Origin of the sequence: Azospirillum agricola (assembly GCF_017876095.1) — a bacterium.
GTDB lineage: Bacteria > Pseudomonadota > Alphaproteobacteria > Azospirillales > Azospirillaceae > Azospirillum > Azospirillum agricola.
In genome coordinates, this window is record NZ_JAGINM010000006.1 from 311,112 (window position 1) to 334,445 (window position 23,334).

Genomic DNA, 23,334 nt, shown 5'->3' on the forward strand with positions numbered 1-23,334 from the left:
GGCGGCGTGCTGGAGGGCATCGACCGCTTCGACGCCGGCTTCTTCGGCTTCACCGCGCGCGAGGCCGAATGCCTCGCCCCGCAGAACCGCCTGCTGTTCGAATGCTGCTGGGAGGCGCTGGAGCAGGCCGGCTACGACCCAAAGGGCACGCCGGGCCGCACCGGCCTGTTCTTCGGCCAGAGCGTCGACAGCTATTGGCGCAACAACGTGGCGCCCAACCTGACGGCGCTCGACGTCGGTCTGGATTTCTTCGCCAACCCGGACTTCCTCAGCACCGGCATCGCCTACAAGCTCGACCTGCGCGGGCCGGCGCTGACCGTGCAGTCCTTCTGCTCGACCTCGCTGCTGGCGGTGCATCTCGCCCGCCAGAGCCTGCTGGAAGGGGAGTGCGACATGGCGCTGGCCGGCGGCGCCTCGGTGCGGGTGCCGCAGACCCAGGGCTACCGGCACATGCCCGACAGCCTCTATTCGGCCGACGGGGTGGTCCGCGCCTTCGACGCCGGGGCCAACGGCACCCTGTTCAGCAACGGCGTCGGCGCCGTGCTGCTGAAGCGGCTGGAGGACGCGCTGGCCGACGGCGACCGCATCGACGCGGTGATCCGCGGCTCGGCCGCCAACAACGACGGCAACCGCAAGGCCGGCTACAACGCCCCCAGCGTCGACGGGCAGGCCCGCGTGGTGGTCCAGGCGCTGCGCGACGCCGGAGTGCCGGCCGACAGCATCGGCTACGTCGAATGCCACGGCACCGGGACCCTGCTGGGCGACCCGATCGAGATCGCGGCGCTGACCAAGGCCTTCCGCGTCTTCACCGGGCGGCGCGGCTACTGCGCCGTCGGCTCGGCCAAGCCGAACATCGGCCACGCCGACCGCGCCTCGGGCGTGGTCGGGCTGATCAAGGCGGCGCTCAGCCTGCGCCACCGCACCCTGCCCGGCCTGCCGAACTTCCGCAGCCCGAACCCGCGCATCGACTTCGCGGATTCCCCCTTCCACGTCAACGACCGCACCCGCGCGTGGGAGGCGGCGGACGGCCCCCGGCGGGCCGGCGTGACCTCGCTCGGCTATGGCGGCACCAACGTGCACCTGGTGCTGGAGGAGGCGCCGGAGCGCCCCCGCCCGGCCGAGGCCGCCCACCCCCATGGCGCCCGCCCCCACCCGATCCTGCTGTCGGCCCGCACCCCCGCGGCGCTGGACGCCGTCGCGGCCCGGCTGGCCGGGCATCTGGAGCGCCATCCCGGCGAGCCGCTCGCCGCCGTCGCCCGCACCCTCCAGACCGGCCGCCACGGCTTCAACCACCGCCGGCTGGTCGTCGGCGGCAGCACCGCCGAGGTCGCGCGCCGGCTGCGCGACGCGGCGCCGGATTCCACCGCCACCGCCACCCGGCGCAACCCGCCCGTCCATTTCGTCTTTTCCGAGGCGCCGCTCGACCGCGCCGCCGCCCGCGCCGCCTACGCGAGCGACCCAACCCTGCGCCGGCTGCTGGACGAGGGCCGCGCCCTGCCCTTCGGCGACATCCTCGACGGGTTGCCGGACGCGGCGGCCCGGCTGCTGTTCGACCAGGCCCTGGCCCGCTGCCTGATCGCCTGGGGGATCGCGCCGGCCAGCCTGCGCGCCGACGGCGCCGCCCGGCTGGCGGCCGGCTGCGTCGCCGGGATCGTCGAACCGGAGGAGGCGCTGACCCGGCTCGCCGGCCGGGGCGACCTTCCCGCCGGCCGGCCTGACGGCCTTCCGCTGCTGGCCCCGGCGGACGCCCTGGATCCCGCCGACCTGCGGCTCGCCATCGAACTGCCCGGTGGCGCCGATGGCGACGGCGGGCTCGCCCGGATGCTGGGCGGGCTGTGGCTCGCCGGGGTGGAGCCGGACTGGAGCGCCGTCCATGACGGCGCCGTTGCCCACCGCCTCGCCCTGCCCACCTACCCGTTCGAGCGGGAGCGCCACTGGCTCGACGCCCAATCCGAAATGGCCCGATCCGAGGGGAGCGTTGCGGACGAAGCCTTCCCCACGCCGCCCGTGGCGGAGCCGGCCACCACCGCCGAACCTCCCCCCGCCTGTCTGGTGCCGTCCTGGCGCCGGCTGCCGCCGCGCATGCCGGCGGATGGCGGAGCGTGCTGCCGCATCGTCGTTCTGGATCGCGCCGGCCTTGGCGAAAGGCTGGCCGACGCGCTGGAGGCGCAGGGCGACACGGTGATCCGCATCGCCGCCGGGGAGCAGACGACGAACCCGGCCGAGCGGCGCTACACCGTCGACGCCGGCCGGCCGGAGCAGCTCGACCGCCTGCTGACCCGCCTGAAGATCTGGGAGCCGGCGGCGCTGATCCTCTGCGCCGACCCGGCCGGAACGGACGTCGCCGGGCAGGCGCTGGCCGGCTTCCTCGACCTGCACCGCTGGATCCGGGCGGTGGACGGGGTGTGGCCCGACAAGCCCTTCGCCATCCACGCCGTCGCCTCCGGCCTGTTCCAGGTGACCGGCGCCGACGCGGTCCGGCCGGAGCTGGCGACGCTGCCGGCCCTGGCGGCGGTGGCGGCCCAGGAGCATCGGCGGCGAACCTTCCGCGTGCTCGACGCCGGCCCCGGCGTGACGGCCGGCGCCCTGGCGGCGGAACTGCGCCTGCCCCCCGGCGACGGCGCCCCGGCGCAGATCGCCCTGCGCGGGGGCCAGCGCTGGGCACCGGCCAGCGAGCCCATGCCGCTGGAGGCCGAGACTCTGGCCGGGATGCTGCGGCCGGGCGGAGTCTATCTGATCACCGGCGGGCTGGGCGGCATCGGCCACACGCTCGCCGCCCATCTGGCGCGGACGGTGGCGGCGAAGCTGGTGCTGCTGTCGCGCGGCGTCCCCGCCCCCAACGAGCCCGGCGACAAGGCCCGCCGGCTGGAGGCGCTGCGCGCCCAGGGCGCGGAGGTTCTGGCGCTTGCCGCCGACGCGGCGGAACCGGCCCAGATCGCCCAAGCCGTGGCGCAGGCCCGCGCCCGCTTCGGCCGCATCGACGGGGTGATCCACGCCGCCGGCCTGCCGGGCGCCACCACGCTGGACGCGCTGGACGCCGGGCAGGTGCGGGCGGTGATGGCGCCGAAGGTGGCCGGGGCCTGCGCGCTGATCGACGCGCTGCGCGACGACCCGCCGGATTTCCTGGTCCTCTGCTCGTCGCTGGCCGCCGTGGCGCCCACGGTCGGGCAGGGCCATTACGCCGCGGCGAACGCCGTGCTCGACGCGCTGGCCCAGCGGCCGGACAACCCGATGCCGGTGATCGCGGTCAACTGGAACTCCTGGCGCACGGTCGGCATGGCGCAGGACGTCTGGAACCGCCAAGCCGAGACCGCCGCCCTCGACCACCCGCTGTTCGCCGAACGGACCCGGATGCCCGACGGCGAGATCCGCTACCGCGCCCGCCTGGATCCGGAACGGGACTGGCGGCTGTCCGAGCACCGCCTGTTCGGGCGGCCGACCCTGCCGGGAACCGGGGTGGTCGAGCTGGCCCTGGCGGCCTTCCAGCATGACCGGGCGGAGGGGGACGGCTTCCGGCCGGTCGAGCTGCGCGACGTCGCGCTGGTCCGCCCCTGGGCGCCGAAAGCCAATGGCGGCGCCGTCCTCCGTGTCAGCCTGATCCCCGACGCCGAGGGCACCGCCTTCCGGGTGGAGAGCGTGGCGCCGGACACCGCCCCGCTGCTGCACGGCCAGGGCACCCTGCACCCGCTGGCCGGCGTGGCGCCGCCCACGGCCGTCGGCCAGGCCGCCCGTCCGTACCCCCTGCCGGACCAGGCGCCGGCCGATCTGGAGCTGGGGCCGCGCTGGCGCTCGCTGACGCGGGTGAGCGGCGATGAAGGGAGCGGGGCGCGCAGCGTCGCCGAACTGAGCCTGGACGACCGCTTCCACGGCGACCTGGCGGCGACCCCGCTGCACCCGGCGCTGCTGGACATCGCGACCAGCGTCCACGGCCATCTCCGGGCGCCGGACTCGCTGCATCTGCCGGTCGGCTACCGCCGCCTGCGGGTGTTCCGGCCGCTGGGGGCGCATCTGGTCAGCGTCGCCCGCCCGTCGGCCGGCCCCGCCGGCGCCGGGACGCTGCGCTGGGATCTGGCGATCGCCGACCGCGAGGGCCGCACGCTGGCCGAGATCGACGGCTACACACTGGCCGCTCCCTCCGCCGAACCAGCGACGCCGCCCACCGCCGTCACGCGGGACGGGCTGCACGGGAACCCCTTCGAAGCCGACAGCATCACGCCGGAGGAGGGAGTCGCCCTCTTCCGCAGGCTGCCCGTCGGCATCGCCCCGCAACTGCTGGTCTCGCGCGCCCGAACGGCGGCGGGGACGGCAGCGGGAACGGCGGTCGCCCCGGCCGCGCCCGCTCCGACCGGCGGACCGGCGACGGCGACGGTGGACGTGCGCACCGCCCTGACCGGCCTGTGGCAACGGATCCTCGGCGGCCCGCCCCCGGCTCCGGACGCCAGCTTCTTCGAGCTGGGCGGCAACTCGCTGGGCGCCACCCGCATCCTGTCGCACATCCGCGAGACCTACGGCGTCACACTGGAGATCCGCGCCTTCTTCGCCGGTCCGACGATCGAGGCGCTGGCCCGCCGGATCGAGGACGCCGCCGCGCCCGCGCCGGCCGGCGGCGACGCCGACGAGGACCGGGAAGAGGGAACCCTATGAGCGACGGGCTCGACGCGCTGCTGCGGCAACTGGACAGCCTGAACGTCCGGCTGTGGGTGGAGGAGGGGCAGCTCCGCTTCTCCGCCCCCAAGGGGGTGATCCAGGGTGCCCTGCGCGACGCGCTGATCGCCCGCAAGCCCGACCTGATCGCCCGGCTTTCCGCCGCGCCGGAGACGCCCCGCGACGCGGTGATCCCGGCCTCGGCCAACCAGGAGATGCTGTGGTCGCTCGACCGGCTGGAGACCGGCTGCCCCGCCCTCTACATCGAGGCGCGGGCGGCCCGGCTGCACGGCGACCTCGACGTCGCGGCGCTGGAGTCGGCGGTCGGCGCGCTGTGCCGCCGCCACGACAGCCTGCGCACCCGGCTGGAGCTGCGCGACGGCGCCCTCCATCAGGTGGTGGCCCCCGCCCTGGCCGTGCCCGTCCCGGTGGAGGACGCCGCCGGCCTGGACGCGGCGGCGCTCGACACGCGGGTGAACGCCATCGCCTGGGCGCCCTTCGACCTGGAGCGGCCGCCGCTGCTGCGCGTCCATCTGCTGCGCACCGGCGCGCGCGACTGGATCCTGGTGTTCAGCCAGCATCATGTGATCACCGACCGCTGGTCGATCGCCCTGCTCGTCGGGGAGCTGTCGGCCCTCTACGACGCCGCCCGAGACGGGCGCCCGTCGCCGCTGCCGGCCCCGGCGGCGCAGTACGGCGACTACACGCGGTGGCAGCGCGAGCGGCTGGCGGGGGAGCGCGGCGCGGCGCTGCTGGCCTACTGGCGCCAAGCCCTGGCCGACGCGCCGCCGCTGCTCGCCCTGCCGACCGACCGCCCCCATCCCGCCCGCCAGAGCTACCGGGGCGGCCGCGTCGCCATGCCGCTCGATCCCGCCTTGCAAAACGGGGTGGACGCCCTGTGCCGGCGGGAGGGGACCACAGCCTTCATGGTCTTCACCGCCGCCTTCACGGCGCTGCTGCACCGGATCACCGGGCAGGAGACCATCGTCCTCGGCACCCCCATCGCCAACCGGCTGCGCCCGGATCTGGAGACGGTGCCCGGCTACTTCGTCAACACGCTGGCCCTGCGCAGCGACGTGGACGGGCGGGCGCCCTTCCGCGACCTGCTGGCCGGGGTGCGCGACACGGCGCTCGCCGCCTACGAGCACCAGGAGCTGCCCTTCGGCCTGCTGGTGGACGCCTTGCGGCCGGAGCGCGGGGCGTCGCACCCGCCGGTCTTCCAGGCGATGATCGTCCTCCAGAACGTGGAGATGGCCGAGCTGTCCTTCGGCGGCGTCGCCCTCGCTCCCCATCCCCTGCGCGCCGACACCGGCAAGTACCCGCTGATGCTGACCATCCTCCCGGACGAGCCGGGTGGGCCTCTGCTCTGCTGGGATTTCCAGAGCGACCTGTTCGACGAGGCGACGGTGGCGGGCATCGCCCGCCGCTTCGCCCTTCTGCTGGCCGACGCGCTGGCGGCCCCCGAACGGCCGGTCCACGCGCTGGCCCTGCTGACCCCCGAGGACGAACGGGCGCTGCTGCGGGCGTCGAACCGTCCGCGCGGCCCCGGCCCCTTCGCCGGGACCACCATCGACGGCCTGTTCGCCCGGCAGGCGGCGGCGACGCCGGAGGCCACCGCCCTGCGGTTCGGCGACCGCCGGCTCGACTACCGGACGCTCGACCGGCAGGCGGACCGGCTGGCCGGCCGGCTGCGGCAACGGGGGGTTTGTCCGGGCAACCGGGTCGGCATCGCGCTCGACCGCTCGCCGGAGCTGATCGTCGGGCTGCTGGCGATCCTCAGGCTGGGCGCGGTCTATGTGCCGCTCGACCTCGGCTACCCGCCGGAGCGGCTTGCCTGGATGGCCGAGGATTCGGGCATCGGCCTGCTCGTCACCGACAGCGCCGGGGATGCCGGCATCGGCTGGACGGCGGTTCCCCGGCTGCTGGTGGACGGCCTGCCCGAAACCGGCGACGACGCCCCGCCGGCCCCCGCCGCCGGGCCCCGCCCCGGACCCGGCATCGCACCCGGCATCGGCCCCGACAGCCCGGCCTACATCATGTACACCTCCGGCTCCACCGGCCTGCCCAAGGGGGTGGTCGTCCCCCACCGTGGCGTGGTCCGGCTGGTGAAGGGGGCCGACTACGCCCGGCTCGACGCGTCCGAGGTGATGCTGCTGCTCGCCCCGGTGTCCTTCGACGCCTCGACCTTCGAAATCTGGGGCAGCCTGCTGAACGGCGGCACCCTGCTGATCGCTCCGCCGCTGGAGAACGACCTGCTGGCGCTCGGGCGGATCGTCCGCGAGGGCGGCGTCACCACCCTGTGGCTGACCTCGGGCCTGTTCACCCTGATGATCGACACCGCGCCCGACGACCTGCGCGGCGTTCGGCAATTGCTGACCGGCGGCGAGGCCCTGTCGCGCCGGCACGCGGCGGAGGCGCTGGCCCGGCTGCCCGGCACCACGCTGATCAACGGCTACGGCCCGACGGAAAACACCACCTTCACCACCTGCCACCGTTTCCCCAAGGGTCCGGCGGCGCTGTTCCCGGCCGGCCGGCCGATCGCCGGCACCAGCGTCCACATCCTCGATCCGCACGGCAACCCGGTGCCGCCGGGCGTGGCCGGCGAGCTGCTGACCGGCGGCGAGGGGCTGGCCATCGGCTATCACGAACGGCCCGAGCTGACCGCCGAACGCTTCGTCACGCTGGAGCTGGATCTCGCCGGCGAGCGCTGGTCGGAGCGGCTGTACCGCACCGGCGATCTGGCCCGCTGGGTTCCCGACCCCGCCACCGGCGAACTGGTCGTCGACATCCTCGGCCGCATCGACCGGCAGGTGAAGATCCGCGGCTTCCGCATCGAGCCCGGCGAGGTCGAGGCGCAGCTCGACGGCCTGCCCGGCGTCGCCGAATGCGCCGTCGTCGTCCGCGACGACGAGGGCGAGCCCCGGCTGGTGGCCTACTACGTGCCGAAGGCGGACGCGGCGCCCGACGCCGACCACCGGGGCGCCCTGGCCCGGCGCCTGCCGGACCACATGCTGCCCAGCCGGTTCGTGGCGCTCGACGCGCTGCCGGTGTCGCCCGCCGGCAAGATCGACCGCAAGGCGCTCGCCTCCGACCGCTACCGGGTGGACGCCGAACCGGCCGGCGAGGTCCCGGCCGGCCCCACCGAAAGGCTGCTGGCCGGGATCTGGGCCGGCATCCTCGGGGACGGGGCGGTCCACCGGACCACCCACTTCTTCGAGCGCGGCGGCAACTCGCTGTCGGCGATCCGCATGATCGCGCGGGTCCGCGAGGCGTTGGCCGCCGCCGGCCGGCCCGACGCGCTGCCGGTGCGCAGCGTCTTCGAGCACCCCACGCTGGACGCGCTGGCCCGCCTCATCGACCGCCCGGCGGAGGATGACGGCGACGACGGGAACGCCGGCCCGCTGCTGGCCCCGCGCAACCTCGGCCGCCGCGACCTGCCCCTGTCCCACGCCCAGGAACGGCTGTGGGTGCTGGAAAAGCTGCTGCCGATGGGCGGGGCCTACAACGTGCCGGGCCAGTACCGACTGCTCGGCCCCCTCGACGACGCCGCGCTGGAAGCGGCGCTGCAAGCCGTCGTCCGCCGCCACGACAGCCTGTCGGCGGTCTTCGCCGAGCGGGACGGGCGGCCCGTCCACCACATCGCCGACACCGGCTTCCGTCTGGATACGCGCGACTGCACCGCCGAGGAGGCGCCCCGCCTGCTCGCCGAGGGGGCGGAGGCGCCCTTCGATCTGGAGCGCGGGCCGCCGCTGCGCGCCACCCTGCTGCGGGTCGGCCCGTGCGAGCATTACCTCCAGGTGGTGATGCACCATCTGGTGTGCGACGGCTGGTCGGTCGCGTTGTTCCTGCGCGAGGTCGAGGCGCTGTGCGCCGGCCACCCGGCCCCGCCGCCGCTGGCCGTGCAGTACCAGGATTTCGCCGACTGGCACCGCTGCTGGCTGCAAGGGGAGCGGCTGGAGCGGCTGCTCGGCTATTGGCGGGTCAAGCTCGACGGCATGCCCGACGGGCTGGAACTGCCGGCCGATTTCCCGCGCCCGGCGGTTCCCGGAAACCGGGGGGCGACGGCGGTCTTCGCCATCGACGCCGACCCGGCGGCGGTGGACCGCCTGTGCCGGGAGCGGCGCGCCACCCGCTTCATGCTGTTCTACGCCGTCTTCGCCGCCCTGCTGCACCGGGTGACCGGACAGGCGGATTTCGGCGTCGGCACCCCGATCGCCGGCCGCCACCACCGGGGCGTCGAGCCGCTGGTCGGCTTCTTCGCCGACACCCTGGTGCTGCGCACCCCGCTGGACGGCCCCCCCGACAGCTCCCCGGACAGCCCGGCCGGCGGTGGCGAGCCCTTCTCCGCCCTGCTGGAGCGGGCACGGCGCACGGTGCTGGAGGCGTTCGACCACCAGGACCTTCCCTTCACCACGCTGGTCGAGGCGCTGAAGCCCAACCGCCGGCTCGACACCACCCCGCTGTTCCAGGTCATGCTGGCGGTGGAGGACGAGGCGCCGGCCGCCCTCGCCCTGCCGGGGGTGACGGCGGAGCTGGTTCCCTGGGACTCGCCCTTCGCCAAGCACGACCTGACCCTGACGGTGCAGCCGTCGGGCGGCGGCTTCGCCGGCAGCCTGGAGTACAACAGCGAGCTGTTCCACCCCGACAGCGTCGCCCGTTTCGGCCGCTGGCTGAACATCCTGCTGGCGGCGGTGCTCGCCGACCCGGACCAGCCGGTCGAGGCCATCGACCTGCGCGACGCCGGGGAGCGCGCCCGCCCACCCGGCCTGGCCGGAAGCGTCCACCCCCGCCCACCCGGCCTCGGCCTGCACGAGCTGGTGGCCGAACAGGCGCGCCGCGCCCCGGCGGCTACCGCCCTGTCCCACGGCGACGCCGTTCTGAGCTACGGCGCGCTGGAGGCGTCGGCCAACCGGCTGGCGCATCACCTCATCGCGCTGGGGCTGGAGCCCGGCGGGCTGGTCGGAGTCTGGCGGCGGCGCTCGCTCGACCTGCCGGTGATCCTGCTGGCGATCCTCAAGGCCGGCGGCGCCTATGTCCCGCTCAACCCGGCCCACCCGGCCGAACGGACGGCGACGGTGATCCGCGCCGCCCGGCCGGTGATCGTGGTCATCGAGCCCGGCTTTCGGCTGCCCGACACCCCGGCCGTTCTTCTGGATCCCGACGCCGAGGCGGAAGCCATCGCCGAGCACCCCGACAGCCCGCCGGCGGTGCCGGCGCGGGACGACCGGCCGGCCTACGTGATGTTCACCTCCGGCTCGACGGGCACGCCGAAGGGGGTGGCGGTGCCGCACCGGGCGATCGTCAACCACCAGCTCTGGTTCCGCCGCCAGTTCGGCCTGTCGGCCGATGACGCGCTGTTGCAGATGACCTCCTTCGACTTCGACGCCTCGGTCATCGAGTTCTTCGCGCCGCTGGTCTGCGGCGGCCGGCTGGTCGTCGCCCCGCCGGGCTGCGAGAAGGAGCCGGCCGTCCTTCGCGACCTGATCCGCGCCAACGGCATCACCCTGTTCCAGGCGGTGCCGGCGCTGCTCCAGGTGATGGTGGACGAGGAGCTGCTGGCGGACTGCCCGTCGCTGCGGGTGGTGATTTCCGGCGGCGAGGCGCTGGCGACCGGCTTGCAGGACCGGCTGCTGGTCCAGGCGGCCCCAGCGCGCGTCTTCAACCTCTACGGCCCGACCGAGACCTGCATCGACGCCGTCTTCCGCGAATGCCGGCCGGGGCTGCGGCAGGGCACGGTGCCGATCGGCCGGCCGGTGGACAATCTGCGGGCCTATGTGCTGGACGGGCGGTTGCGGCCGGTGCCGGACGGCATGGCGGGGGAGCTGGTCCTGGCCGGCGCCGGCCTCGCCAACGGCTATCTCAACGAGCCGGACCTGACCGCCGCCGCCTTCCTGCCCGATCCCTTCGCCGGCCCCCTCGCGGATCCCCCCGCGGGCGGCGCGGCGCGGATGTACCGCACCGGCGACCGCGTGCGGCTGGGACCGGAGGGGCTGGAGTTCCTCGGCCGCACCGACCGGCAGGTCAAGGTGCGCGGCTTCCGCATCGAGACCGCCGAGATCGAGGCGGCGCTGAACGCCGTCCCGTCGGTGCGCGAGAGCGCGGTGATCGGCGTTCGCCGTCCCGGCGACACCGACCATCGGCTGGTGGCCTTCGTCGCCGGACACGGCCCGGACGCCGCCGCCCTGCGCGCGGCGCTGAAGCGCACGCTCCCCGACCACATGGTCCCGGCCCATTTCGTCGCGGTGGACGCCCTGCCCCTGGCGTCGAGCGGAAAGATCGACCGCCGCCGGCTGGAGGCCATGGCGCTCCCCGCCCTGGCCGAGCCCGGCCCGCCCGCCGAACGGACGCCGCCGCGCAACGAGGTCGAAGGCCGTCTGCTGGCGATCTGGCGCGGCGTGCTGAAGACCGGCCCCATCGGCGTCCACGACAATTTCTTCGAGCTGGGCGGCCACTCGCTGATGGCGGTGCAGGTGGTCTCGCGCATCCGCGCCGGCTGGCCGGTCGCGACGTCGGCGCGCGACGTGTTCGATTTCCCGACCGTCGCCGAGCTGGCCGCCGAACTGGCGCGCCGGCTGGAGCAGGACCGCCCCGCCGTCGCCCGCCCGCCGCTGGTCGCGCTGCCCCGCCGGGCCGAGGCGGACGGGTCGGCGCTGATGCCGGTCTCCTACTCCCAGCGCTCCCTGTGGTTCCTCGACCGGCTGGAGGGCGGCGGCCGGGCCTACACCACCATCGGCGCCTTCCGACTGACCGGACGGCTTGAGGCATCGGCCCTCGCCCGCGCCTTCGGCGCCCTGCTGCGCCGCCACGAGTCGCTGCGGACCTGCTTCCTGCTGCGCGACGGGGAGCCGTGGCAGCGCATCCTGCCGCCCGGACCGCTGCCCTTCGCCCGCAAGACCGCACCGGCCGGCACCGCTCTCGACGACGCGGCGCTGGCCGAGCTGGCGCTGAACGAGGCCGCCCGCCCGATCGACCTGTCGCGCGAGCCGCCGCTCCGATTCACGCTGATCGAACTGGCGCCGGACCGGCATCTGGGCGTGCTGACGTGGCACCACATCGCGTCCGACGGCTGGTCGCTGGCCGTCTTCGTCCGCGAGATCGGCGCCCTCTACGCCGCCGAACTGGCCGGGGATGGCGGTGCCGCCATCCCGCCACCGCCCCTGCCCCACTTGCCGGTGCAGTACGCCGACTACGCCGTGTGGCAGGGGCAATGGCTGGAAAGCCCGGGTTTCGCGGCGCAGCTCGATTACTGGACTCGCCAGCTCGCCGGCGCGCCGCCGCACCTCAACCTCTGCACCGACCGGCCGCGCCCGCACCGCCAGAGCTTCCACGGCGCCACCCTGCGCTTCCAGATCGACGCCGGCCTGACCCGCCGGCTGCTGGCGACCGGACAGGCGGTCCAGGCCAGCCTGTTCATGACGCTGCTGGCGGTGTTCATGGTGCTGCTGCACCGCCATTCCCGCCAGGACGACATCCTCGTCGGCACCCCGGTCGCCAGCCGGTCCGACGCCGCGCTGGAAGGGCTGATCGGCTTCTTCACCAACACCCTGGTGCTGCGCGGCCGCATGGCGGGCAACCCGCGATTCCGCGACGTCCTCGATTCGGTGCGCGGCATGGCGCTCGACGCCTTCGCCAACCCGGACGTGCCCTTCGAGAAGCTGGTGGACGCGCTCGACCCGCCGCGCAGCCTGTCGCACGCGCCGCTGTTCCAGGCGATGTTCAACCTCCAGAACACGCCGGTCGAGCCGGTCGAGCTGCCCGGCCTGACGCTCGCGCCGCTGGAGATCGACAGCCGCACCGCCAAGTTCGACCTGCTGCTCAGCCTGATCGAAACCGACGGCGGGCTGGACGGCCATTGGGAATACAGCAGCGATCTGTTCGACCCGGCGACCGCCCAGCGGATGGTCGACCAGTATGTCGCCCTGCTGCGCGCGGTGGCCGAGACGCCCGAACGGCGGCTGCGCGATCTGCCGCTGTTCTCCGACGCCGAGCGCGACCGGCTGCTGGCCGCCTGCCGGGGACCGGCGGTGGCGGGCGGCGGCGACGGGACGCTGCACCGCCTGTTCGAGGAGGCCGCCGCCCGCCACCCCACGGCGGTCGCGGTCGAGTTCGCCGGAGAGAGGCTGAGCTACGCCCGGCTGAACCGCTGGAGCAACGCGCTGGCCCGCCGGCTGCTGGCCCTCGGCCTGCGGCCCGGGGACCCGGTGGGCGTCCGGCAGGAGCGGTCGCTGGAGATGGTGGCGGCCGTGCTCGGCATCCTCAAGGCCGGCGGCGCCTACCTGCCGCTCGACCCCGCCCTGCCGGCGGCGCGGCTGGACTTCATCATTGGCAACGCCGGGGTGAAGCTGGTGGTGGGCGACGCGCCCCTGCCAAGCGGGCTCGACGCCCTGCCCCACGGCGCGCGGGGCGTCCCGGCCGGGCCGGAGCCCGGCGGGACGGACGAGGCCGGCAACCCCGACCTTCCCCTGTCGCCGGAAGACCTCGTCTATGTGCTCTACACCTCGGGCTCGACCGGGCAGCCCAAGGGGGTGCGGATGCCGCACCGGGCGCTGGTCAACCTGATCCGCTGGCAGGTGGCGGAGCCGTCCTTCCGGCCGGGGCTGCGCACCCTGCAATTCACCACGCTCGGCTTCGACGTCGCCTGCCAGGAGATGTTCGCCACCTGGGCGTCGGGCGGCACCCTGGTGCTGATGGACGAGGCGCTGCGCCGCGACGTCCCTTCGATGCTGGCCGCGGCCGCCGGCTGGGGGATCCAGCGCATCTTCCTGCCCTTCACCGCCCTCCAGCAGATGGCCGAGGCCTGGCCCCTGGCCCCGGCGCGGCCGGCCGCCTTGCACGAACTCCTGACCGCCGGCGAACGCTTGCAGGTGACTCCGGCCCTGCGGCGGATGTTCCGGGATCTGCCGGGCTGCCGGCTGGTCAACCAGTACGGCCCGACCGAGACCCACGTCGCCACCGCGCTGGTCCTGCCCGACGACCCGGCCGTCTGGCCGGAGCTGCCGCGCATCGGACGGCCGGTCGCCAACACCGCCGTCCACATCCTCGACGAGGAGGGGCGGCCCCTGCCGCCCGGCGTGCCGGGGCAGCTGTGGATCGCCGGCACGGCGGTCAGCCACGGCTATCTCGGCCGCCCCGACCTGACGGAAGCCGCCTTCCGTCCCGACCCCTTCGGACCGAAGTCCCCGGGGGGCATGATGTACGCCACCGGCGACCTCGCCTGCGTCCGCTGGGACGAGGGGGGCGGGCCGCCGGAGATCGACTTCCTCGGCCGCATCGACCAGCAGGTGAAGATCCGCGGCTACCGCATCGAACCCGAGGAGGTCGAGCGCGCCATCGTCGCCCAGGCCCGCGCGCGCGAGGCGGCGGTGGTCGCCTGGGCCGACGACCGGGGCGAGAAGCGGCTGGTCGCCTACTACGTCCCCGCCAGCCCCGAGGCGGGCGACCCGCGCGTGGTGCGCGACGGGCTGTCGGCGGTGCTGCCCGACTACATGGTGCCGACCCTGTGGGTGCCACTGCCGGCCCTGCCGCAGACCCGCAGCGGCAAGATCGACCGCAAGGCCCTGCCGCCGCCCGGCAGCGGCGCCGCCCGGCCGGCCGCCCCCTCGGCCCCACCCGGCAGCGCCACCGAACGGGCGGTCGCCGAGATCTGGCGGTCGGTCCTGCAAGGGCCGCCGGTCGGGCTGCACGACAATTTCTTCGACCTCGGCGGCTACTCCTTCCTGCTGCTGCGGGTGCTGGCCGAGATCCGGCGGCGCTTCCCCGACGCCGGGCACGTCACCATGGTCGGCCTGTTCGAGCACCCGACGGTCAAGGCCCTGGCCCGCCTGATCGACGGATCCCGGGAAGGGCCGGCGATCCGCCACCGGGCGGCGGTCCGCGCCGCCCGCCAGGAGAGCCGCGCCCAGGCGCGCGGCCGCCGCACCGCCCTGCGCCACGGGGCAACCGACACCGACACACCGGATTTGGGAGAGGGCACGCGATGACCGCTGGGACGACGACGCCGCAGCCGGAGGCGACCGAGATCGCCATCGTCGGCATGGCCTGCCGCTTCCCCGGCGCTCCCACCATCGCCGGTTTCTGGCGGATGCTGCGCGACGGGGTCGAGGCCATCGCCGACTTCACCGACGCGGAGCTGCTGGCGCGCGGCGTCCCGCCGGAGCTGCTCGCCGACCCGGCCTACGTCAAGCGCGGCGCGGTGCTGGACGACATCGAGACGTTCGACGCCGCCCTGTTCGGCTACGCCCCGCAGGAGGCGGCGCTGCTCGACCCGCAGAACCGGCTGTTCCTGGAATGCGCGTGGGAGGCGTTGGAATCCGGTGGCTACGCCGGGGAGGCGGAGGGTCGGGACACCGGAAAACCCGACATCGGCGTCTTCGCCGGGGCGGGGGTCAACACCTATTTCCTCAACAATCTGGCCGGCAACGCCGACATCCTCGACACCTTCGGCAGCTTCCAGGTGATGCTGGCCAACGACAAGGACTATCTGGCGACGCTGGCCTCCTACAAGCTGAACCTCACCGGGCCGAGCGTGACGGTGCAGACGGCCTGCTCGACCTCGCTGGTGGCGGTCCACATGGCCTGCCAGAGCCTGCTGAACGGCGAATGCGATCTGGCGCTGGCGGGCGGCGTCGCGGTCTCCACCCCGCAGGACCTGGGCTACCGGCACCAGGAAGGGATGATCCTCTCCCCCGACGGCCATTGCCGCCCCTTCGACGCGCAGGCCGCCGGCACCCTGAACGGGGCCGGGGCGGGGGTCGTGCTGCTCCAGCCGCTCGCCGACGCGCTGGCGCAGGGCTCCACCATCCTCGGCATCATCAAGGGCAGCGCCGTCAACAACGACGGCGCCCGCAAGGTCGGCTACACCGCGCCCGGTCCGGACGGGCAGGCCCGCGTCATCGCCGAGGCGCTGGACATCGCCGGCGTGCACCCGGACCAGGTCGGCTACGTCGAGGCGCACGGCACCGCCACCCCGCTCGGCGACCCGATCGAGATCACGGCGCTGACCAAGGCGTTCCGCGCCCGCGGCGGCGGTGTCGGGACCTGCGCGGTCGGCTCGCTGAAAAGCAACATGGGCCACACCGGGGCCGCCGCCGGGGTCGCCGGCCTGATCAAGGCGACGCTCTGCCTGCTGCACCGGCAGATCCCGCCGACCCTGCATTTCCAGGCGCCCAACCCGGCGCTCGGCCTCGCCGGCAGCCCCTTCTTCGTCAACGACCGGCTGATCGACTGGGCGGCGGAGCCGGGCAGCCGGGTGGCAGCCGTCAGCTCCTTCGGCATCGGCGGCACCAACGCCCATGTCGTGCTGGCGGAGAACCGCTTCGCCGACGCTGCCGCTGCCGCTGCCGATACCGGCCGGGACGAGCGACGCTGGCACATCCTCCCCCTGTCGGCGCGCACGCCCGAGGCGCTGGCCCGCATGGCCGCCGACCTGTCCGCCCGGCTGGCCGAGGCCGACGCGCCCGCCCCGGCCGACGCCGCCCACACCCTCCAGGCCGGGCGCAGGCTGTTCCCCCACCGCCTCGCCGCCGTCGGCCGCACCGCCGACGAGTTGCGCCGCGCCCTCGGCGACGCCCCCGCCGCAACGGAGGCCAAGGCCGGGCGCGGCGTCACCTTCCTGCTGACCGGCCATGGCGGGCAGTCGGTCGGGATGACCCGCCGCCTCTTCGAGACGGAACCCGTCTTCCGCGAGGCTCTGCGCGAGCGGGCCGCGACCCTGGCCGCCAGGACCGGCATCGACGCGTTGGCGGTTCTCCACCCCGCCCCCGGCCGTGAGGAGTGGGCGGACCGGCAGTTGCAGCGGATGGGCGTCAGCCAGCCGGCGATGTTCATCGTCCAGATGGCGCTCGCCCGGCTGTGGGCGTCGTGGGGGATCGAGCCCCAGGGGGTGATCGGCCACAGCAGCGGCGAATACGCCGCCGCCTGCCTCGCCGGCATCCTGGCGGAGGAGGACGCCCTGACGCTGGTCGCCGCGCGCGGCCGGCTGATGGACGAGACCGCCCCCGGCGGCATGGTGGCGCTGCGCAACAGCGAGAGCGAGATCCGCCCCTTCCTCAACGACCGGCTGTCGCTGGCGGTGGTCAACGCCCACGACCTGTGCGTGGTGTCCGGCCATGAGGACGCGCTGGAGGCGTTCCAGGCCCGGCTCGCCGGAATCGGCGTGGAGGCGCGCCGGCTCCAGGTGTCGCGGGGAGCCCACTCCTGCACCATGGACAGCATCCTGGCGGCCTTCGCCGAGGCGGCGGGCGCCGTCGCCTACCACCCGCCGCGCATTCCCTACGTCTCCGGCACGACCGGCGGGCGGGCGGACGCGGCGCTGGTCTCGCGGCCCGACTACTGGGTGCGGCACCTGCGCGACGCGGTGCGCTTCGCCGACGGCATCGGCACGGTGCTGGCGGAGTCCGACACGGCGCTGCTGGAGGTCGGCCCCGGCAACGCGCTCGGCACCTTCGCCCGCGCCCATCCGGGCTTCGATCCGGCGCGGCCGGTGGTGGCCTCGCTTCCCCACCCCCAGCAGCGGCAGGAGGGGGTGGAGGAGGATGCCGTCATCGCCCAGTCCCTCGCCCGGCTGTGGCAGGCCGGGGTCGCCGTCGATTGGAGCGGCAGCGGGGCCGGCGCGGCGCGGCGCAAGGTGCCGCTGCCGACCTACCCGTTCCAGCGCCGCCGCTGCTGGATCGACCCGCCGGAAACGCCCGCCCTTCCCGGCGCCGCCCCAAGCGCCACGGCCCGCGCGCCCGGCGGGGTCCGCCGCAAGGACGATCCGGCCGACTGGTTCCTCGCCCCGGTCTGGCGCCGCAGCCCACCGCCCGCCGCGACCGGCGGCGGGCCGGACCGGGTCCTGCTGTTCGCCGGCCCCGGCGGCGCCGACGCAGAAGGGCTGGACGAAGCGCTGGCCGCCCGGCTGGAGGCCGACGGCTGCGCCGTCCTCCGCGTGCGTCCCGGCGACGCCTACGCCCCCCCGGCCGACGGCGCCGCCACCCTGCGCCCCGACAGCCCCGAGGACCACCGCCGCCTGCTGGCCGACATCGGCCCGGTCCCCCGGACCATCGTCCACGCCTGGTCGCTGATCCAGCCGCCGAAAGCGATGGGCGACGCGGAGTCGGCGGCCGAGCGGCGGCTCGGCTTCCACAGCCTGTCCCTGCTCGGCCGCGCGCTTGGAGGCGGGGCTCCGCACGACGTCACCGTGCTGACGGCGGGCCTGTTCGACGTGACCGGCGACGAGATCCTGTGCCCGGACAAGAGCCTGATCGCCGGGCCGGCCCTGGTCATCCCGCAGGAATACCCCAGCCTGCGCACCCACCTGATCGACCTCGTGCCGCCCGAGGCCGGCGGCCCGCGCGCCGCGACCGCGGCGCTGGCCGACCTCATCCGCCAGGAGCTGCGCGCCGCCGAACGGCCGGCGCGGCTCTGCCTGCGCGGCGCCCACCGCTGGCTGCCCGATTTCGCGCCCCAGCGGCTCGACGCCGCCGGCCCGCGGTGCCGGGCGCTGCGCCCGCGCGGGGTCTATCTGATCACCGGGGGTCTGGGCGGGCTCGGGCTGGAGATCGCCGGCCATCTGGCGCGCACGGTCCAGGCCCGGCTGGTGCTGGTCGGCCGCAGCGTCCAGCCGGCCCGCGCCGACTGGGAGGGCTGGATCGCCACGCACGGCCCCGACGACCCCACCCGCAAGCTGCTCGAACGGTTGCTGACGTTCGAGGCGGCGGGGGCCGAGATCCGCCTGCATGGCGCCGACGCCGGCCGGCTGGAGGCGATGGCGGCGGTGTTCGCCGCGACCGAGGCGGAATGGGGAGCGGTCCACGGGGTGGTCCACGCCGCCGGGGCCGTCGGCACACGGATGCACCAGCCGCTCGACGAGCACGACCCGGCGCAATGCGCCGAGCAGTTCGCCCCGAAGCTGGACGGCGTGCGGGTGCTCGACCGGCTGCTGGCCGACCGCGCGTCCGACGGCCGCGCGGTGGATTTCTGCGTGCTGATGTCCTCGATGGCGTCGGTGCTGGGCGGGTTGGGCTTCGCCGCCTACGCCGCCGCCAACGCCGCGCTCGACACCGCCGCCCAGCAGGCCGGGCAGCGGGACCCCGGCCGCTGGATCGCCATGAACTGGGACAGCTGGCAGGTGCGTGGCGACGACGGGCGCGGGCCGGGCCAGCTTCTGCGCGCGCTGGAGATGTCGGCGGCGGAGGGGCTGGACGCCTTCCTGCGGGTTCTCCATCACGGCACGGCGGCGCAGACCATCGTCACCCGCGGCGACCTGGAGCCGCGCCTGCGGCAGTGGGTCGACCTGCCGCCGCGCGAGGAAGCGGCCGCCACGGAAACGACTCCCACCGCCCCGGAAGCCGGCGGCGGCGACGTCCAAAGCGGCATCGCCGCGGTGTGGCGCACGCTGCTCGGCCACGAGCGGATCGGGCCGGACGACAATTTTTTCGACCTCGGCGGCCATTCGCTGCTGGCGACCCAGATCCTTTCCCAGATCCGCCACCGCTTCGGCGTCGCCCTGCCGATGAGCGTCCTGTTCCGCACGCCCACCGTGCGCGCCATGGCCGAAGCCGTGGAGGCGGCGCGGGCGGGCACGGGCACGGGCACAGGCACGGCCGCCGCCGACACCGCCGAGCCTCCCCGCCGGCCGGCCGGGGAAGCGGTGCCCCTGTCCTGGGGCCAACGCCAGCTCTGGGTCGCCGGACGGCTCGCCCCCGGCAGCGCCGCCTACAACGTGCCGCTGGCGCTGCGGCTGAGCGGGCGGCTGGATCGCGACGCGCTCGGCCGGACGCTGGACGAGATCGTCCGCCGCCACGAGGCGCTGCGCACCCGCTTCCCCGTCCACGACTCCGCCCCGCGTCAGGAGATCCTGGCGCCGGCCCCGCTGCCCCTGCCCGTGCTGTCCCTGCGTCCTCTCGCCGGCGCCGCCCTGGCGGAGGCCGAGCGGCGGGCGCTGGACGCCGAATCCTCCCGCCCCTTCGATCTTGAGAACGGGCCGCCGATCCGCGCCCTCCTGCTGGAAAGCGGGGCCGATGACCATGTGCTGCTGCTGGTGATGCACCACATCGCCACCGACGGCTGGTCGATCAGCCTGCTCATGAAGGAACTGGTCGCGCTCTACGAGGCCTTCGCGCAAGACCGTCCCTCGCCGCTGCCCGAGCCCGCCGCGCAATACGCCGACTTCGCCCATTGGCAGCGCGGCGGGCTGGACGCCGGCACCCTGGCGCGGCAGTCGGCCTACTGGCGGGAGCGGCTGGACGGGCTGCCCGAGCGCCACGGGCTGCTCGGCGACTTTCCCCTGCCGGCGGAGCGCGCGTTCCGCTCCGCCACCGTGACCCTGCCGCTGGGGTCCGACCTCGCCCGCCGGGTCCGCGCCTTCGCCCAGGCCGAGGGGGCGACCCCCTTCATGGTCCTGCTGGCGGCCTTCCACAGCCTGCTGTTCCGCCACACCGGCATCGACGACCAGGCGGTGGCGATCAGCGTCGCCAACCGCACCCGGCACTGGCAGGAGGAGATCTTCGGCTTCTTCGTCAACTTGCTGGTGCTGCGGGCGCGGCCCCGGCCCGACACCGGTTTCCGCGCCCTGCTCGACGACGTCCGCAGGACCGCGCTGGAGGCCTACGCCAACCAGGACGTCCCCTTCGAGACGGTGGTGGAGGCCCTGCGGCCGCGACGGCGGCCCGACCAGCACCCGCTGGCCCAGATCGGCTTCGTCCTACAGAATCTGCCCTACGAGAGCCGTTCGCCGGACGGGCTGGAGATCGGCTTCGTCGAGGCGAGCAAGAACGGCTGCCCCTTCGACCTGCTCTGCTCAATCACCGAGGTGGCCACGGAAGCGGGCAGCGGGGCGGGGGGCGACCTCGTCCTCAGCCTGGAATACGCGACCGAGCTGTTCCGCCAGGACAGCGTCGAGCGGATGGCCGCGCAGTACCGCACCCTGCTGGACGGCGCGGTCGACGCTCCCGACACGCCGCTCGCCCGGCTGCCCCTGCTTCCCGCCGACGAGCTGCGGGACATTCTGGAGCGCTGGAGCCGCGACCCGGCCCCCATCCCGGCGGGTGTCGTCCCGCCGCCTCCCCCCGCCGCTCCACACGGCAACATCATCGACCTGTTCGACGGCATCGCCGCCGGCCAGCCCGATGCGGTGGCCGTCCGCTTCGGCGAACGCCGCCTGACCTACGCCGAGTTGAAGCGGAGCGCCGAGCGGGTGGCCGCCCATCTCGACGGCCTCGGCCTGCCCGACGAGGCTCCGGTCTGCGTGGCGATGCCGCGCGCGCCGGAGCTGGTGATCGCCTTCCTCGGCATCCTCAAGGCCGGCAAGGTCTACGCCCCGCTCGATCCGGCGGCGCCGGCCGCCCGGCTGGAGGGCATCCGGGAGGATCTGCGCCACCCCCCGACCCTGACCGCCGATCTGGTCGCCGCGATCCTGTCCGCCCCGCCGCCTTCCGCCCCGATGGCGGCGACGGCGGCCATGGCGGGTCCGGCGCCCGACGCACTCGCCTACATCATCCACACCTCCGGCTCGACCGGACGGCCGAAGGGGGCGATGCTGACCCATGGCGGGCTGCTCGCCCTTGCGTTGGAACAGCGCCGGCTGTTCGGCGCGCGACCGGGCGACCGGGTGCTGCAAATGGCCAGCAGCGGCTTCGACGCCTCGGTGTGGGAATTCGCCATGGCGCTGGGGGCGGGGGCCGAGCTGGTGATGGCCCCGGCCGAGGCGCTGATGCCCGGACCCGGGCTGGCCCGGCTTCTCGACGAACAGGCCGTCACCCACCTGACCATCACCCCCTCGGCGCTGGCCGCCCTGCCGCACCGGCCGCTGCCCGCCCTGCGCCTGCTGGTCTCCGCCGGGGCCGCCCTGCCCACCGACCTCGCCAGCCGGTGGGAGGCGGAGGGGCGCGTCGTCGTCAACGCCTACGGCCCGACCGAGACCACGGTCTGCGCCACGCTCGCCCCTTGCGGAACGGAGGGGCGGAAGCCGCTGATCGGCCGCCCGCTCGCCGGCTGGTCGGTCTTCGTCCTCGATCCCGCCGGCAACCCGGTTCCGGCCGGTGTCGCGGGAGAGCTGCACATCGGCGGGGCCGGTCTGGCGCGCGGCTATTGGGAGCGCCCCGAGCTGACCGCCGAGCGCTTCGCCCTTCACCCCCTGGCCGGTGAACGGCTCTACGCCACCGGCGACCGGGTGGCGTTCCGGCGGAGGGAGGACGGCGCCCCGGCCTCCATCGAGTTCCTCGGCCGCATCGACGAGCAGATCAAGGTCCGTGGCTTCCGCGTCGAGCCGGGCGAGATCGAGGCCCATCTCCGACGGCATCCGGCAATCGCCCAGGCGGCGGTGGTCGGCCATCCGCGCCACGAACCCGGCGACCTCGCCGCCTATCTGGTGCCGAGCCCCGGCGTGCCGGCCGACGGGCTGTCCGCCCGGCTGCGCGCCGACCTGTCGGCGGTGCTGCCCGACTACATGGTCCCCGGCTTCTTCGTGACGCTGGACGCCCTGCCGCTGAACGCCAGCGGCAAGCTCGACCGGGACCGGCTGCCCGACCCGCGCGGCGTCTTCGCCGACGACGAACACCGCCCCCCGCTCGACGCGGTCGAGACCGCCCTCTGCGCCCTGTGGGAAGCGGTGCTGGGCATCCCACGCATCGGGACGGCCACCAGCTTCTTCAACGCCGGCGGCACCTCGCTGCTGGCGGTGGAGATGATCGCGCGGATCGAGCGGGAGTTCGGTGTCGCCCTGCCGCTCGCCGCCCTGTTCCGGCATCCGACGGTCGGCGCGCTCGCCACCCTGCTGCGCCGCGACGGCCACCGCGTCGGGGAGGGCAACGGTGCCGGGGAGGACGAGGTCCGGTCGCCGCTGGTCCCGTTGGCCGACGGGGATGGAAGCCGGGACACTCCCCCCTGCTTCTGGATTCCCGGCGCCGGCGGCAGCGTCATGGCCTTCGCCCCGCTGGCCCGGCATCTGGGCGGCGGACGGGCGGTCTACGGCCTGCAACCCGTCGGGCTCGACGGTCTCGTCCCGCCCGATCCCGACATGGACGCCATGGCCGATCGCGCGCTGCGGGCGATCCGCGCGGTCCAGCCCCACGGCCCCTACTGGCTGGGCGGCCACTCCTTCGGGGCCAAGGTGGCCTTCGCCGTCGCCCAGCGCCTGCTGCGCGACGGCGAGACGGTCGAGCGGCTGACCGTCATCGACGGCTACGCCCCCGGCCCCAACCCCCTGGCCGGCGCCGACGCCCTCGGGGAGGCGGACTGGCTGGCCGCGCTGGTGGAGGAGCTGGCCGCCACCGCCGGCCGGCCGCTGGCGGCCGACCGCGACCGCTTCGCCGGGCTGGGCGCCGACGACGCCCTCGACCGGGCGCTGGCGGTGATGCGGGAGCATGGTATGCCCGCGATCGGCCGGGCGCCTCTGCGGGGGATGCTCCAGGTCATGCGGAGCTGCGCCGCGATGGACTACGCCCCCGCCGACGCCCGGCCGGTCCGCCTGCTGCTGCTGCGGGCGGCGGACACGCTGGCGCGGCCGGACCGCGACCGCCTGCCGGCCGCGCTGGCCGGGGACGATCTGGGATGGAGCCGCTACAGCGACGGCCCGCTGGCCGCCCGCACGCTGCCGGGCGACCATTTCTCGATCCTGGCCGATCCCTCGGCCCGGCTCATCGCCGGCCATTGGGAGGAGCTGGCGGTGGAAGGGTTCTGCGACGCCGGGGAATGACCCCGGCGGCTCCGGCC

Annotated in this window: 3 protein-coding genes (1 of these 3 cut by a window edge); all 3 read left to right on the forward strand. The window is 75.1% G+C overall.

Annotated features, from left to right (window positions below):
* Tightly spaced (each overlapping or abutting the next), the 3 genes in view from J2847_RS11445 to J2847_RS11455 form a layout consistent with a single transcriptional unit that may run on beyond the window.
* A protein-coding gene (locus tag J2847_RS11445; RefSeq protein ID WP_209779095.1) for an SDR family NAD(P)-dependent oxidoreductase crosses the window boundary here: on the forward strand, positions 1–4,644 show its 3' portion. The gene continues 207 nt to the left of window position 1, outside the view; 4,644 of the gene's 4,851 nt are visible here — the last part of the coding sequence; the start codon falls outside the window, past its left edge; it ends in the stop codon at positions 4,642–4,644.
* Positions 4,641–14,624: a non-ribosomal peptide synthetase gene (locus J2847_RS11450; protein ID WP_209779096.1), complete on the forward strand. Its 9,984-nt coding sequence runs from the start codon at positions 4,641–4,643 to the stop codon at positions 14,622–14,624. Before J2847_RS11445 ends, J2847_RS11450 begins: the two co-directional genes overlap by 4 nt.
* Complete coding sequence (locus J2847_RS11455; RefSeq protein ID WP_209779097.1) at positions 14,621–23,317, forward strand: non-ribosomal peptide synthetase/type I polyketide synthase; 8,697 nt, start codon at positions 14,621–14,623, stop codon at positions 23,315–23,317. The genes J2847_RS11450 and J2847_RS11455 overlap by 4 nt, the downstream gene beginning before the upstream one ends.
* Positions 23,318–23,334: the final 17 nt, after the last annotated feature.

Bases quoted from the DNA above. Each gene is read 5' to 3' on its own strand.
- J2847_RS11450 (WP_209779096.1), top strand. From the start codon at position 4,641: ATGAGCGACGGGCTCGACGCGCTGCTGCGGCAACTGGACAGCCTGAAC.
- J2847_RS11455 (WP_209779097.1), top strand. From the start codon at position 14,621: ATGACCGCTGGGACGACGACGCCGCAGCCGGAGGCGACCGAGATCGCC.